Source organism: Protaetiibacter mangrovi (genome assembly GCF_024752305.1).
GTDB classification, from domain to species: Bacteria; Actinomycetota; Actinomycetes; order Actinomycetales; family Microbacteriaceae; genus Homoserinibacter; species Homoserinibacter mangrovi.
This window is the reverse complement of record NZ_JANTHX010000005.1, coordinates 232,010-246,913: the sequence shown is the minus strand read 5'-3', so window position 1 is coordinate 246,913 and position 14,904 is coordinate 232,010. Positions and strand designations below refer to the sequence as shown.

The 14,904-nt window shown below is 74.0% G+C and carries 10 protein-coding genes; 5 read left to right on the top strand and 5 right to left on the bottom strand.

Features of this window, described 5'->3' with window-relative positions:
* Positions 1–8 precede the first annotated feature (8 nt).
* The 4 genes from cydC to NUH29_RS06030 all read right to left on the bottom strand — a co-directional run bounded on the left by cydC (position 9) and on the right by NUH29_RS06030 (position 7,707).
* Positions 9–3,293, bottom strand: a complete 3,285-nt coding sequence (gene cydC / locus NUH29_RS06045) for a thiol reductant ABC exporter subunit CydC (protein WP_258798129.1) — start codon at positions 3,291–3,293, stop codon at positions 9–11.
* A 1-nt stretch (position 3,294) separates the two neighbouring features.
* Entirely contained in the window at positions 3,295–4,344 is a 1,050-nt protein-coding gene (gene cydB / locus NUH29_RS06040) for a cytochrome d ubiquinol oxidase subunit II (protein ID WP_258798128.1), read from the bottom strand.
* Between the two features lie 21 nt (positions 4,345–4,365).
* A complete protein-coding gene (locus tag NUH29_RS06035; protein ID WP_258798428.1) occupies positions 4,366–5,952 on the bottom strand; it encodes a cytochrome ubiquinol oxidase subunit I in 1,587 nt (528 codons plus the stop codon).
* Positions 5,953–6,054: 102 nt separating this feature from the next.
* Positions 6,055–7,707 (bottom strand): acyl-CoA dehydrogenase family protein, encoded by a 1,653-nt coding sequence (locus tag NUH29_RS06030; protein WP_258798127.1) that lies wholly within the window; start codon positions 7,705–7,707, stop codon positions 6,055–6,057.
* Positions 7,708–7,859: 152 nt separating this feature from the next.
* On the opposite strand from NUH29_RS06030, the gene pta reads away from it, so the two are divergent.
* Together pta and NUH29_RS06020 are read left to right on the top strand one after the other, a co-directional pair.
* A complete protein-coding gene (pta, locus tag NUH29_RS06025) occupies positions 7,860–9,947 on the top strand; it encodes a phosphate acetyltransferase (RefSeq protein ID WP_258798126.1) in 2,088 nt (695 codons plus the stop codon).
* Positions 9,948–9,952: 5 nt separating this feature from the next.
* The gene (locus tag NUH29_RS06020) at positions 9,953–11,086 is read left to right on the top strand and encodes an acetate/propionate family kinase (protein WP_258798427.1); all 1,134 of its coding nucleotides are present in this window, start codon (positions 9,953–9,955) and stop codon (positions 11,084–11,086) included.
* Positions 11,087–11,089: 3 nt separating this feature from the next.
* Here NUH29_RS06020 and NUH29_RS06015 read toward each other — a convergent pair whose 3' ends face one another.
* Positions 11,090–11,902 carry a universal stress protein gene (locus NUH29_RS06015; RefSeq protein WP_258798125.1) on the bottom strand — a complete coding sequence of 271 codons (813 nt, stop codon included), beginning with the start codon at positions 11,900–11,902 and terminating at the stop codon, positions 11,090–11,092.
* Positions 11,903–11,998: 96 nt separating this feature from the next.
* Between NUH29_RS06015 and NUH29_RS06010 the strand changes: the two genes are divergently transcribed.
* The 3 genes from NUH29_RS06010 to NUH29_RS06000 all read left to right on the top strand — a co-directional run bounded on the left by NUH29_RS06010 (position 11,999) and on the right by NUH29_RS06000 (position 14,883).
* Positions 11,999–13,648 carry a GAF domain-containing sensor histidine kinase gene (locus NUH29_RS06010; protein WP_258798124.1) on the top strand — a complete coding sequence of 550 codons (1,650 nt, stop codon included), beginning with the start codon at positions 11,999–12,001 and terminating at the stop codon, positions 13,646–13,648.
* Positions 13,645–14,265 (top strand): response regulator, encoded by a 621-nt coding sequence (locus NUH29_RS06005; RefSeq protein ID WP_258798123.1) that lies wholly within the window; start codon positions 13,645–13,647, stop codon positions 14,263–14,265. Before NUH29_RS06010 ends, NUH29_RS06005 begins: the two co-directional genes overlap by 4 nt.
* Before the next feature lie 123 nt (positions 14,266–14,388).
* Positions 14,389–14,883 (top strand): Dps family protein, encoded by a 495-nt coding sequence (locus NUH29_RS06000; protein ID WP_258798122.1) that lies wholly within the window; start codon positions 14,389–14,391, stop codon positions 14,881–14,883.
* The last annotated feature ends 21 nt before the right edge of the window (positions 14,884–14,904 follow it).

Genomic DNA, 14,904 nt, shown 5'->3' with positions numbered 1-14,904 from the left:
TCCGGGTGTCAGACCGTGGCGGGGTGGGGGTAGCCCCCGAGCACGACCACCTGGTCGGCGTCGTCGTGGTCGTCGAGGCGGTGCGAGACCAGCACGAGCATGCGGTGGGCGGTCGCGGCGTGCACGTCGCGCATGAGGGCGCGTGCGGTCGGCTCGTCGAGGTGCGCGGTCGGCTCGTCGAGCAGCAGCAGCTCGGCGCGCCCGAGCAGCGCACGGGCGATCGCGAGCCTCTGGCGCTCGCCCCCCGAGAGGGCGCGTCCCGCCTGGCCGACCCGCGTGGAGAGCCCGTCGGGGAGGGAGCGCAGCAGCTCGCCGAGCCCCACCCGCCCGAGCACCTCGGCGAGCTCGGCGTCGTCCGGTGCGTCGTCGCGGCGGCGGCCGATCAGCAGGTTGCCGCGGACGGTCGAGTCGAACACGTGCGCCTCCTGGGGGCACCACGCGACGTGACGCGCCCAGCTCGCGCGCGCCAGCTCGGCGACGGGCACCCCGTCCGCGCGTACCGCGCCCGCGTCGGGGGCGATCGAGCCCATGATGAGGGCGAGCAGGGTGGACTTGCCCGACCCCGAGGGGCCGTCGATGCGCAGTCGACCGCCCCTGTCGAGGGTGGCGTCGACACCGGCGAACAGCGGCGCATCGCGCCCGGGGAGGGTGCGGCCGAGTCCGTCGAGCTCGATCCGCGCGACCGGGCCGGGCAGCGCGCGCACTCCGCCGGGGGCCTCGGGGGCGTCGAGCACGGGCGCGAGCCGCCCCAGCACGGCGGTCAGGGTCGGGATGCGGCGGGCGGCCCCCGCGACCGCGTCCACCGCCTCGACGAGGGCGAGGGCGAGCAGGCTCAGCACCGCGACCGTCGAGACCGGCAGCGCGGTCGGCGCCAGGGTGGGCACGGCGACCGCGAGACCCGCGCAGCCCGCGAGCGCGAGCGCGCTGCCGAGCCCGCTCGCGAGCGCCCCGCGCCGCTCCACGGCCGCGAGCCGCACATCCAGCTCCTCGAGCCGCGCGAGCACCGCGGGCACGAGTCCGGAGCCGCGCAGCTCGTCGGCGGCGCCCGAGAGCGCGGCGGTGCGGCGGATGATCGCCGACCGCAGGGCGACCCGCTCCGCGGCGGCCCGCCGCCCGACCGTGAGACCGGCGAGCGCCGACACCGCGACGGTCGCGAGCAGCACCACCGCGACGAGCGGCGCGAGCGACGGGGCGAGGACGGCTGCGGTGACACCGACGCCCACGACCGCGACGGCACCGGCGGCGACCGGCGGGACCACCCGGGGCAGCTGCTCCCGCAGCTCGGCGGGTTCGGTGACGAGCACGTCGAGCGCGGCCCCTCCCCCGAGCAGTCCGCGCATCGCGGGCCCCTGCGCGGCGAGGCGCCGCCAGAGGCGCAACCGCAGTCCGTCGGTGGCCCGGAACACGGCGTCGTGCGCGAGCAGCCGTTCCGCGTAGCGGGCGACCGGGCGGGCGAGACCGAAGAAGCGCACCCCGACGATCGCCACGAGGAGGTACATGATCGCGGGCATCTCGGAAGCGCGGACGATGAGCCAGCCGGAGACCGCGGTGAGCGCGAGGCCGAGACCGAGTGCGAGGGCGGCCATCGCGGAGGCGCCGATCCAGCGCCAGGTCGCGAAGCCGAGCACCGTGCGGAGGGTGCCGGTGCGGCGAGAGACGGGCGCCTCCGGCGTGCCAGCTGGTCGAGTAGTCCGCGCAGCGGGCGTGTCGAGACGGGTCGGCTCGGGGGTCTCGACACGCCGCTGCGCGGCCACTCGACCAGCGGCGAGGGCGACCACCTCGTCCGCGAGCGCCAGCGTCGCGGCGTCGTGCGAGACGAGCACCGTCGCGACGCCGTCGGCGCGCGCGCGGATGGCGGCGCGCACGAGCTCGGCCGAGCCCGCGTCGAGGTGCGCCGTCGGCTCGTCGAGCACGAGCAGCGTCGCTCCCGCATCGACGCGGACCAGGGCACGGGCGACCGCGGCACGGCGCTGCTCCCCCGGGCTCAGCTCGGCGAGCGGCGCCCACAGCAGGGCGTCGAGTCCGAGCTCCCCCGCGAGGGCGCGCACCGCATCCGGTTCCCCGCCGGCGAACAGCAGCTCGTCGCGCAGCGTCTCCTCGGCGAAGCGGGGCGCCTGCGCCGCGTAGGCGGTGCGGGCGCGATCGCCCGTGACGACGCCCGTGAGCACGGCATCCGCCGGGAGCGCCCCGACGAGGGCCGCGAGGGCGGTGGACTTGCCGGCGCCGCTCGGTCCGGCGAGCGCCGTGATCCGGCCCGCCACGGGCCGCAGCGAGAGCCCGTCGAGCACCGGCTCGCGCCCCGGGAACCGCACCGACACGGCGTCGAGACCGGGGGCACCCGGACTCGGCACCGGCCCGATCCGGCCGTCGGCGAGCAGCGCACGCGCGCGGCGCAGGGCCGAGAGGCCGTCCTGCGAGGAGTGGAACGCCGTGCCCACGTCGCGCAGCGCCGTGAAGCACTCCGGCGCGAGCAGCAGCACGAGCACCGCGACCTCGAGCGTGACCTCGCCCGACAGCAGCCGGATGCCGAGGAAGACCGCGACGACGGCGACCGAGATGGTCGCGATCAGCTCGAGGGCGAGCGCCGACAGGAAGGCGGTGCGCAGCGTCGCCATCGTGCGCCGACGGTAGTCGGACTGGATGCCGTCGAGCGCGGCGAGCTGCTCCTCGAGCCGTCCGAGTCCGACGAGCACCGGCAGACCGCGGGCGAGCTCGACGAGGTGGTCCGCGAGACGGCTCAGGGCGTCGGTGGCCCGCTCGACCCGCTCACGCGTGTGCATGCCGATGAGGGCCATGAACACGGGCACGAGCGGGATCGTGCACGCCAGCACCACCGCCGACAGCAGGTCGACCCCGAGGATGCGCAGGCCGGCGGCGAGCGGCACGACGACGGCCGAGATCGTCGCGGGGACGGCGACGCCGAAGTAGTCGTCGAGGGCGTCGACGCCCTCGGTCGCGAGCACCGCGGTGCCGCCGCCCGCGGCATCTCCGGCGGCGATGCGCGCCGTGAGGTCGCGCCGCAGCTGCGACTTCGCCCGGATCGCCGCCCGGCGCCCCAGCACCGCCTGCGCCCACACGGCGCCCGCCCGCAGCACCACCCCGACCGCGCCCGGCAGCAGCCACGCGGCCGGGTCGGCTCCCGCCGCGAGCGCCCCCAGCTGCCGCGCGACCGACTCGGCGATCAGCAGGATGCCGACGGCGCCGACGACGCTCGCGAGCGCCACCGGCACGAGGGCGCGCGCACCGCCCGGCCCGAGCTCGGGGCCCGGACGGGCGGGGCGGGGCGTGCTCACCTCAGCGCTCGGCGGGCGCCGCCGCGACCCGGACGGCGGGCACGACGTCGTGCGCCTCGGGCAGGTGGTGCGGGGCGATCCGCTTGCGGAACACCCAATAGCTCCACGCCTGGTAGGCGAGCACGAACGGCAGGGCGACGGCCGTCACCCATGTCATCACGGTGAGCGTGTACGCGCCGCTCGCCGCGTTCCAGATGGTGAGGTCGTAGGCCGGATCGATGGTCGAGGGCAGCACCACCGGGAACACCGCCGCGAAGATCGAGGCCGCGCCGAGGGCGCCGAAGACGGCGAAGCCGACGAACGCCCAGCCCTCGCGTCGACCGCGGGCCATCGTCCAGCCCACGACCCCCGCCGCGACGGCCAGCAGCAGCAGGACCCAGCTCAGCACCTTGCCGTCGTTCACCTCGACGAGGATCGCCCAGCCGGCGATCGGCAGCAGCGCGACCGGGGCGAGGCGCGGTACAAGCCGCCCCATCCGCTCGCGCACCGGACCGTCGGTCTTGAGCGCGAGGAAGGTGGCGCCGTGCACGAGGCAGAAGCCGACGAGGGCGAGCCCGCCGAGCACGGCGACCGGGGTGAGCCACACGAAGGGGCCGCCGACGCGGTCGCCGTTCGCGTCGATCGGCAGACCGGTGGTGGTGAGGGCGAGGCCCGCTCCGAGGCCGAACGCGGCGACCGCCGAGCCGAGGCCGATCGACCAGTCCCAGAACCGGGTCCACCGGCGGGCGGTGATCTTGCCGCGGTACTCGATGGCGACCGCCCGCATGATGAGGCCGAGCAGCACGAGCACGAGCGGGATGTACAGCGTCGAGAACAGCGAGGCGTACCAGTACGGGAAGGCGGCGAAGGTGCCTGCGCCCGCCGTCAGCAGCCACACCTCGTTGCCGTCCCAGACCGGGCCGATGGCGTTGAGCATCACGCGGCGCTGCTTCTCGTCGCGCGCGCTGAACAGCATGTGCATCCCGACGCCGAGGTCGAACCCCTCGAGCAGGATGTAGCCGGTCCAGAGCACCGCGATGGCGACGAACCAGACGATGGGCAGAGCGTCCATTTCCGTTTCTCCTGTTCCGGCTCAGTACGCGAAGGCCAGCACGTCGTCGCGGTCGCCCGCGTCGCCGTCCGGATCGGGGGTGTCGTCGTCGTGCGGGGCGAACAGCTCGGGCATGACACCGGCGACGCCCGCCCGGGTGTACCGGACGATGAGCGCGATCTCGACCACCATGAGCACGAGGTACACGAGGCCGAGCGAGACGAGCGAGAACACGATCTCGCCGCCGTCCACCCCCGGGGACACGGCGGCCGCCGTGAACATGAACACCCCGTCGACGCCACTCGGGTTGGGGTTCGGGGCGACCACGAACGGCTGCCGGCCCATCTCGGTGAAGATCCATCCCGCCGCGTTCGCGCCGAACGGGGCGAGGATGCCGAAGATCGCGAGCTGCATGAGGGGCTTCGACGTCGGCACGGTTCCCTTGCGGGTGAGCCAGAGGGCGACGACGCCGGCGAACGCCGCGAGCGCCCCGAAGCCGATCATGATGCGGAAGCCCCAGTAGGTGACCTCCATGATCGGGAGGTACTGGATCGCCTGTCCTGCCCGGTCGCCGTAGAGGGCGTCGTCGGGGAGGTTCGTGCCGTACTGCTCCTCGTACTGCGGGATGAGCTCGTTGATGCCGGGGACGTCGGTCGTGAAGTCGCCCTTCGCGAGGAACGAGAGCAGCCCCGGGATCTCGATGACGGGCGTCACCTTGTCGCAGTCCTGCGCGCCGAGCTCGCCGATCGACAGCACCGAGAAGCTGGTGCCCGTGTGGCAGGCGGCCTCGGCGGCGGCCATCTTGAGCGGCTGCTGCTCGTACATGAGCTTGCCCTGGATGTCGCCGGTGATGGCGACCGCGCCGAAGCCGACGATCGCGACGACCGCCCCGATCCGGAGCGAGGTGATCCACACCCGGTGGTCGGCCGCGTCGCGCCCGGGGATCTCGGGTGCCTCGCCCACGACGACGCGTCCGCGCGCGTCGACGGTGTCGATCCCGTCGCGCCGGCGCTGCCAGAGGTGGTACCAGCTGATGCCGAGCAGGAAGCCTCCGGCCACCGCCACGGCGCCCGCCATGGTGTGCGGGAACGCGGCGAGCAGGGTGTTGTTCGTGAGCACCGCCCCGATGTCGACGAGCACCGGCTTGCCATCGACGAGGTCGACGCCGACCGGATGCTGCATCCAGGAGTTGGCGGCGAGGATGAAGTACGCCGAGATCCACGACCCGATGACCGCGAGCCAGAGGGTCGCGAGGTGCAGGCGCTTCGGGAGCCGGTTCCAGCCGAAGATCCACAGCCCGAGGAAGGTCGACTCGACGAAGAAGGCGAGCAGACCCTCCATCGCGAGCGGGGCGCCGAACACGTCGCCGACGAACCGCGAGTACTCGCTCCAGGCCATGCCGAACTGGAACTCCTGCACGATGCCGGTCGCGACGCCCATGATGAAGTTGACGAGGTAGAGCTTCCCCCAGAACTTCGTCATCCGGAGCCACTTCTCGTCACCCGTGCGCACCCACATGGTGTGCAGGATCGCGACGAGCAGGCCCAGCCCGAGCGTCAGCGGAACCATCATGAAGTGGTAGACGGTCGTGATGCCGAACTGCCACCTGGCGATCTCGAGCGGATCCAAGGGGTCTCCTCCTCCGGGGGTCGCCGCCGCGGCGACCGTCACGAGACAACCTTCCGTCTGCGGAAGGTGGAGTGTCAGGGCCCAAGGTCCCGCGCGCCCGCCTCAGCTGCGCGCCAGCACCGCCCTGAGATCGCGACCGGTCGGCAGGTCGCCGTAGAGGTGCCCGTGGCGGGCGCCGTCGCCGAGGCGGGCGTCGACGAAGAGCTCCGACACCGCCGCGGGAGCCGTGCGCAGCAGCAGCGACGCCTCGAGCGCCAGGGCCAGGTCGCCGACGAGCCCGCGCGCGGAGGCGGCCGCCTCCGACGCATCCATTCCCGCCACGGCATGGATGCGGTCGCGGGTCGCCGCCAGATGGGCGTCGTACACCGGGTGGGCGCCCGCGGCGAGCGCGAGCTCCGCCTCGAACGCGGCGACGGCATCCGGTTCCCGCGCGAGCGCCCGCAGCACGTCGAGGGCGATGACGTTGCCGGAGCCCTCCCAGATCGCCATGACCGGCTGCTCGCGGTAGCGCAGCGCGAGCGGGAAGTCCTCGGAGTAGCCGTTGCCCCCGAGGCACTCGAGGGCCTCATAGGCGTGACCCGGGCCGCGCTTGCAGATCCAGTACTTGGCGACCGCCGTCGCGAGCCGCCGGAACGCGACGTCGTGCTCGGAGGCGTCGTCGTCGAAGGCGCGGGCGAGCCGCAGACCGGTGGCGACCGCGGCCTCCGTCTCGAGCGCGAGATCGGCGAGCACGGCGGTCATGACGGGCTGGTCGACGAGGTCCGCGCCGAAGGCCCGGCGGTGGCGGGCGTGCCACAGCGCCTCGGCGGTCGCCTGCCGCATGCCGGCGGCGCTGCCGAGCAGCGAGTCGAAACGGGTGCGGTGCACCATGTCGATGAGCACCGGAACGCCGCGCCCGGGCTCGCCGATGAGGATCGCGCGGGTGCCCTCGAGCTCGAGCTCGCCGGAGGCGTTCGCCTTGTTGCCGAGCTTGTCCTTGAGGCGCGCGATGCGGAACGGGTTGCGGCTGCCGTCGGGGAGCACGCGCGGCACCAGGAAGGTGCTGAGCCCGCCCGGCGACCCCGCGGACTCCGGGATCCGGGCCGTCATGAGGAACGCGTCGGACCCGGGCGCCGAGCAGAACCACTTGTGCCCGTCGAGCACGTGCACGCCCTCCCCCTCCCCGGGTGCGGGCGTGGCGGTGGTCAGGTTGGCGCGCAGGTCGGAGCCGCCCTGCTTCTCGGTCATCGACATGCCGACGATCGCGCTCGTCTTGCCGGCGCGCAGCTCCGGGTCGTAGCCGCGGCTCAGCACCCGAGGCACCCATTCGGCGGCGATCGCCGCATTCTTGCGCAGCACGGGCACGGATGCGTGGGTCATCGACACCGGACAGCAGTGCCCGGGCTCCACCTGGGCGAACAGCATGAAGGTCGCGGCGCGGGCGACCGCGGCCCCAGGTCGCGGCTCGGCGAAGGCCGCGGTGTGACCGCCCGCGGCGAGGTCGGCGGCCATGATCCGGTGGTACGACTCGTCGTACTCCACCTCGTCGACCCGCACCCCGTAGCGGTCGTACCGGTGCAGCTTCGGCGGCTGCCTGTTGGCGAGCGCCGCATCCCGCTGGAACTCCGGAGTGCCGACGTGCCGTCCCACGCGGTGCAGTTCGTCGGTCGCCCACCCCGCGTCGTAGCGCTCGACCCCCTCGACGAGCGCGGCGTGCGCGGCGAACTCGTCGAGCCCGACCCGCGGCGGCACCTGGTTCACGACATCGTGCGGCATGTCCTGACGCTAGCCGCCCCACCCCCACCCCGCGAGTAGTCGTGTTTCGGGCTCTCCCGGCCGTTCTTGGGGTGGAAATACGACTACTCGCGGAATGGGGGTGGGCACAAGGGCCCGCCCGGGACGCGGGTGAGCGCGTAGCGTGGGGAGACGTGGTGACCCGCATCTACCTGACGAGCGCCGAAGGGCGCACCGGCAAGTCGACCGTCGCGGCCGGGCTGCTCGAGACCCTCACCGCATCCGTGCCGCGCGTCGGGGTGTTCCGCCCCATCGTGCGCGCCGACGCCGAACGCGACTTCATCCTGGAGTTGCTCGTGGAGCACGCGAGCGCGGGGCAGAGCTACGAGGACTGCGTCGGCGTCGACTACGACGCGCTGCACGCCGACCCGGATGCCGCCCTCACCACGATCGTGGAGCGCTTCGCCGACGTCGAGGAGCGCTGCGACGCCGTGCTCATCCTCGGCTCAGACTACACCGACGTCGGGAGCCCCACCGAGCTCGCCACGAACGGCCGCATCGCCGCCAACCTCGCCGCACCCGTGGTGCTCGTGACGGGGGGCCGCCAGCCCGAGGGCGACGAGCCCCGCACGCCCAAGCAGTGCGCCGAGATCGCCCGCATCGCGCTCGACGAGCTGCACGCCGAGCACGCGGAGGTGCTCGCCGCCATCGTGAACCCCGCGGACCCGTCGCGGGTGGGTGACATCGCCTCGCGGGTCGCCGCCGCGACCGGACTGCCCGCGTGGGCGATCGCCGAGGACGCCGAGCTGCAGGCCCCGCTGCTGCGCACCGTGCTCGAGGCGACCGATGCCGAACTCGTGCGCGGCGACGAGGCGGCGCTCGAGCGCCCCGTGATGGGCACGACGATCGCGGCCATGAGCCTGCCGAACGTGCTGCCGCGGCTCATCCCGGGCGGCATCGTCGTGGTGCCGGGCGACCGCTCCGAGGTGCTCGTCGGCACGATGGCGGCGCAGCTCTCGCAGACCTTCCCCGCCCTCACCGGCATCATCCTGAACGGCGGGTTCGAGATCGACCCCGCGATCGAGCGCCTCATCGACGGCCTCGGCACGCCGCTGCCGATCGCGCGCACCGACTACAGCACCTTCGAGACGGCGGTGCGGCTCACGCAGGCGCGCAGCAGGCTCGCCGCCGACTCGCCCGCCAAGCACGCCCGCGCCGTGTCGCTGTTCGCCGAGCACGTCGACGCGGCCGAGCTCGTGCGACTGCTCAGCCTGCCCACCGCGGGCGGGGTGATGACGCCCATCCGCTTCGAGCACACCCTCGTCGAGCGGGCGCGCGCCGCCGCCAAGCACATCGTGCTGCCCGAGGGCGACGACGACCGCATCCTGCAGGCCGCGGCGATTGTCGTGAAGCGGCGGATCGCGACCCTCACGATCCTCGGTGAACCGGATGCCGTGCGGGCCCGCGCCGCCGCGCTCGGCCTCGACCTCGGCGACAGCCGCATCCTCTCGACGAGCGACCCCGAGCTGCATCCCCGTTTCGCCGAGGAGTACGCGCGACTGCGCGCCCACAAGGGCGTCTCGCCCGAGCTCGCCGCCGACACCGTCACCGACGTGTCGTACTTCGGCACGATGATGGTGCACCTGGGCCTCGCCGACGGCATGGTGTCGGGCGCCAAGCACACGACGGCGCACACCATCCGCCCGGCGTTCGAGATCGTCAAGACCGCGCCCGGCGTCTCGGTCGTGTCGAGCGTGTTCCTCATGGCGCTCGCCGATCGCGTGCTGGTCTACGGCGACTGCGCGGTGATCCCCGAGCCCACGGTCGAGCAGCTCGCCGACATCGCCGTGTCGTCCGCGGCGACCGCGCGGCAGTTCGGCATCGACCCGCGGGTGGCGATGCTGTCGTACTCGACGGGGGAATCCGGATCCGGAGCCGAGGTGGAACGGGTGCGCGCTGCGACCGAGCTGGTGCGCGAACGGGCGCCCGAGCTGCCGGTGGCGGGGCCGATCCAGTACGACGCCGCCGCGGACCCCACCGTGGGCGCCTCGAAGATGCCCGGATCGGAGGTGGCGGGCCGGGCGACCGTCTTCGTCTTCCCCGACCTCAACACCGGCAACAACACCTACAAGGCGGTGCAGCGCTCGGCGGGCGCCGTCGCCATCGGCCCGGTGCTGCAGGGGCTCGCGAAGCCGATCAACGACCTGTCGCGCGGCGCGCTCGTGCGCGACATCGTGAACACCATCGCGATCACCGCGATCCAGGCGGAGGGCGGCGAGTGAGCGGCATCCGCACGGTCTTCGTGCTCAACGTGGGGTCGAGCTCGATCAAGTACCAGGTGCTCGACGTGGGCAGCGGCGAGGTGCACGCCTCGGGGCTCGTCGAGCGGATCGGTGTCGCCGGGTCGGAGACCCCCGACCACGCCGCGGGGCTCGCGGTGGTGCTCGCGGAGCTCGCGGGCGTGCCGATCGACGCCGTCGGCCACCGGATCGTGCACGGCGGCACCCGCTTCGTGCAGGCGACCGTCATCGACGACGCCGTCGAGCGCGAGATCGAGGCGCTCGCCGACCTCGCGCCCCTGCACAACCCTCCGGGTCTCGCCGGCATCCGCGCCGCGCGAGCGGCCCTTCCGGAGCTGCCGCACGTCGCCGTGTTCGACACCGCCTTCCACGCCACCATCACGCCCGCCGCCCGCGACTACGCGATCGACGCCGAGGTGGCCGCGCGCACCCGCATCCGGCGCTTCGGATTCCACGGCACCTCCTATCGCTACGTGTCGCGCGTCGCCGCGGGGACGCTCGGCCGCGCGGGCGACCCGGAGCTCAAGCTCGTGGTGCTGCACCTCGGCAACGGCGCCTCGGCCTGCGCGGTGCAGGGCGGCCGCTCCGTCGACACCTCGATGGGGATGACGCCGCTCGAGGGGCTCGTCATGGGCACCCGCTCGGGCGACATCGACCCCGCCATCCCGCTCTACCTGGCGCGCGAGCACGGCTACACGACCGCGCAGCTCGACGAGCTGCTCAACAAGCGCTCCGGCCTGCTCGGGCTCTCCGGCCGCAGCGACATGCGCGAGCTGGTGGCGGCGGCGGAGTCGGGCGACCAGCTCGCCGCGCACGCGCTCGACGTCTACGTGCACCGCGTGCGGCACTACATCGGCGCCTACGCGGCCGAGCTCGGCGGCATCGACGCGCTCGTGTTCACCGCCGGCGTCGGCGAGAACTCGTCCTACATCCGGCGCCGGGCCGTCGCGGGGCTCGGGTTCCTGGGGCTCGCCGTCGACCCCGCGCTCAACGAGGCCCGCTCCGGCGACCCGCGGGCCATCTCGCCGACCGGCTCGCCCGCCGCCGTGCTCGTGGTGCCGACCGCCGAGGAGCTCGAGATCGCCCGCGAGACCCGGGCGGCGGTCGACGCCGCCGTCTGAACGCTAGGGGCGCACCACCAGCACGGGTGCGTTGGCGTTGAGCAGCACGGCGTGCAGGGTGGTGCCGAGGGGCGAGCGGACGTCGCCGATCCACCCCGGACCGACCACGAGCAGGGCCGCGCCCCGCGAGGCGTCGAGCAGCGCCTCGGCGGGCGGGCGGGTCGAGAGGCGGGAGCGGATCTCGAGCACCCCCTCGATCCCGCGGGCGGCATCCGCCGCGATCACGAGCGGGCTCTCGGCGTCGCCGCGCGCGGCGTGCACCGCCTCCGACGGGACCGCGTGGATGAGCGTGAGCCGCATCCCGCGATCGGCGGCCTCGCGTGCCGCACGGCGCCCGAGCTCGGCGGCCGTCTCGACGCGGTCGATGCCCGCGACGACCCCCTCACGGAACCGCGGGTCGACCGCCGGCACGACGGCGACGGTGCAGCGGGCCGCGAGCGCGAACTGCACCGAGCGCGAGCCCAGCATCCGCCCCGAGACGTAGCCGGTCTTGCCGGTTCCGACGACGAGGGTGTCCTCGCCCGTCGCGAGGTCGGCCACCGACCACACCGGCACCCCGCTCAGCAGCTCGGTCGCGACCTCGAGGCCGGGACGCGCCGTGCGCACCCGGGCCGCCGCCTCGCGCAGGAGCCCCTCCCCCGCCGACTCGACCGCGTCGAGCTCCTCGAGCCCGCTCATGTTCTGCTCGGGGTCGACGACGTGCACGAGCAGCAGCGGCGCCCCGTCGCGGCGCGCATGTCGTGCCGCCCAGGCGAGCGCCGCCTCCGACGGCGCCGAGCCGTCGACGGCGACGACGTAGCGCGCGGTGCCGGTCATACGGTCGAGACTCGCACCCGCGCGCGGGAGGGGCACGGGTCCTAGGTCCCGCGAGCGTCTCCCCACCCGGGGGCCGGGTGCTGCGAGACTGATGACATGCCTGACCCGGACGCCCGCGCCGAGCGGATGCGCCGCCTGCTCGAGGCGGTGCCCGACGTGGTCGGCGAGCTCGAGCTGGCGAACGTGCTCGAGCGCATCGTCGAGGCTGCCGTCGAGCTGGTCGACGCGCGCTGGGGGGCGCTCGGGGTCATCTCGCCCGACGGGGGGCTCGAGCAGTTCGTGCACGTCGGCATGACGGACGACGAGGTGAGCGCGATCGGCCACCTCCCCGAGGGGCACGGCATCCTGGGCGCCGTCATCGACACGGGCGAGCCGATCCGGCTGCCCCACCTGTCCGCCGACGCGCGCTCGGTCGGGTTCCCCGCGCACCACCCCCACATGGATGCGTTCCTCGGCGTGCCGATCCGGGTGCGCGAGCGCGTCTTCGGCAACCTCTACCTGACGGGCCGCGACGGCGGACCGGAGTTCACCGACGAGGACGAGCGCCTCGTCGGCTCGCTCGCGAGCGTCGCGGCCATCGCGATCGAGAACGCCCGGCTCTTCGACGAGCAGGTGCGCCGGGAGCGCTGGTCGACCGCCCTCGCCGAGGTCACCGCGGCGCTGCTGTCGGAGGACACCGTCGACGTGCTCGCGGTGCTCGCCGAGCGCGTCGCCTCGGTCATCGACAGCGAGCTGGTGTGCGTGATCGTCGCGGCGGGCGACGACGACGGGGTGCCGATGCTGCGCGTCGACACCGCCCGCGGCGTCGGCGCCGAGGAGCTCGTCGGGCGCCGCTACCCCGCGGACGGCACGCTCTCGGGGCGCGCGATCGCCTCGGGCTCCATCGCCTCCACCGAGTCGGGCGAACCCGGCGAGTCGGTGCTGCGCGACGGGCCGAGCGCCGCGATGGCGCTGCCGGTGCGCGCGGGCGAGGTCGTGCTCGGCGCCCTCACCGTCTACCGCCGGGCCGACGCCCCGCGCTTCAGCGACGCCGAGCGCGCCATGGCATCCGAGTTCGCCCAGCAGGCGGGCATCGCGATCGAGCTGACCCGGGGTCGCTCCGACCGTGCGCGCCTCGCACTCGTCGAGGACCGGTCGCGCATCGCGCGCGACCTGCACGACCACGTCATCCAGCGGCTGTTCGGAACCGGGCTCGCCCTGCAGGCGGTCGGCGCCCGCAACCCCGGCGCCGCCGAGGCGATCGCCGCCCAGGTCGACGCCATCGACGCGGCGATCGGCGAGATCCGCACCGCGATCTTCGCGCTCGCCCCGCGCACCGGAGGCGAGGGGCGGCTGCGGCACCGGCTGCTCGACATCGCCACGGATGCGGCCCCCGGGCTCGCGAACCCGCCGCTCGTGACCTTCGCCGGCCCGGTCGACCTGCTCGTCTCCGGCGAGCTGGCCGACGACGTGCTCGCGGTCGCCCGGGAGTGCCTCGCGAACGCGGCACGGCACGCCGACGCGTCCCGGGTCGAGGTCGCGGTGTCGGTGGACGACGACCTGGTCGTGGTGACCGTCGACGACGACGGCGTGGGCCTGCCCGAGGGGGCACGCCGGGCCTCGGGAACGCGTAACCTCGAGGAACGCGCCCGACTGCGCGGCGGCGGCTTCGAGCTCGGGCCACGACCCGGGGGCGGCACCCGCGCACGCTGGAGCGCACCCGTCTCATCGCCCGCGACCCCCGGATCCGACAGGAGCACCCCGTGACCCGTGTCTTCCTCGTCGACGACCACGAGATCGTGCGCCGCGGCATCGCCGACCTCATCGACGCCGAGCGCGACCTGCAGGTGGTCGGCGAATCCGGGCAGGTGCGCGGCACGCTGGCCAAGATCGAGGTCACGAGACCCGACGTCGTGGTGCTCGACGTGCGCCTTCCCGACGGCGACGGCATCGAGCTGTGCCGGGCGATCCGATCGGCGCTCCCCGAGGTGCGCTGCCTCATGCTCACCGCGTACGACGACGACGAGGCGAGCCGCTCCGCGGTGCTCGCGGGCGCATCCGGATACGTGCTGAAGGACATCCGCGCCCGCGGTCTCGTCGAGGGCGTGCGCAAGGTCGCCGCGGGCGGCACCCTGCTCTCGACGAAGGTCAGCGAGAGCGTCGCCCGCTCGTTCGCCGCACCCCACGGCGACGAGCCGGGCCTGACGCTGCGCGAGCGCCAGGTGCTCGACCTCATCACCGAGGGGCTCACCAACCGGCAGATCGGCGAGCGCCTGGGACTCGCCGAGAAGACCGTCAAGAACTACGTGTCGGGGCTGCTCGCCAAGCTCGGCATGGAGCGGCGCACGCAGGCCGCCGTCTACGGCCTCGAGCACCGCAGGTAGCGCGCCGACCTCCCCGCGTCAACCCCCGGTCAGGCCAGCCTCATCTTCGTTGCGGAATGCGCGCGCGTGAGTACCGTTGAATCAGACGAAGGCCGGCACGACCGGCCGAGAGGAGACGCGATCATGACCGACGCCAAGACCAAGACCATCCCCACGACCTCGCTCGACCCGGATGTCAGTGCCGGAGTCGCCCAGTTCCTCAGCCCCGTCGTCGTGAACCTGCAGGCTCTCGCCGTGGACGGCAAGCAGGCGCACTGGCACGTGCGCGGCGCCAACTTCATCGGCGTGCACGAGTTCCTCGACGTCCTCGTCGACCACGCTCACGCCTGGGCGGACCTCGCCGCCGAGCGGATCGTGGCCCTCGGCCTGCCGGTCGACGCGCGCATCCAGACGATCGCCGACAAGACGACCACCCCGGCCCTCGCCGACGGGTTCCAGCAGTCCGACGCCACGATCGCCGCCGTCATCGCTCAGATCGACGCGACCCTCGCGCTCGTGCGCACCGCGGTGGAGGAGCTCGACGAGCTCGATCTGCCGTCGCAGGACATCGCCATCGAGATCGCGAACGGCCTCGACAAGGACCGCTGGTTCCTCTTCGCGCACGTCGCGACGAAGTAGCGCCCCGCTCCGGCGCCCGGG

Excerpts from the sequence above, each read along its gene's own strand:
- cydB (WP_258798128.1), bottom strand. The coding sequence starts at position 4,344 with ATGGACGCTCTGCCCATCGTCTGGTTCGTCGCCATCGCGGTGCTCTGG.
- NUH29_RS06030 (WP_258798127.1), bottom strand. The coding sequence starts at position 7,707 with ATGCCGCACGATGTCGTGAACCAGGTGCCGCCGCGGGTCGGGCTCGAC.
- NUH29_RS06015 (WP_258798125.1), bottom strand. The coding sequence starts at position 11,902 with ATGACCGGCACCGCGCGCTACGTCGTCGCCGTCGACGGCTCGGCGCCG.
- NUH29_RS06010 (WP_258798124.1), top strand. The coding sequence starts at position 11,999 with ATGCCTGACCCGGACGCCCGCGCCGAGCGGATGCGCCGCCTGCTCGAG.
- NUH29_RS06000 (WP_258798122.1), top strand. The coding sequence starts at position 14,389 with ATGACCGACGCCAAGACCAAGACCATCCCCACGACCTCGCTCGACCCG.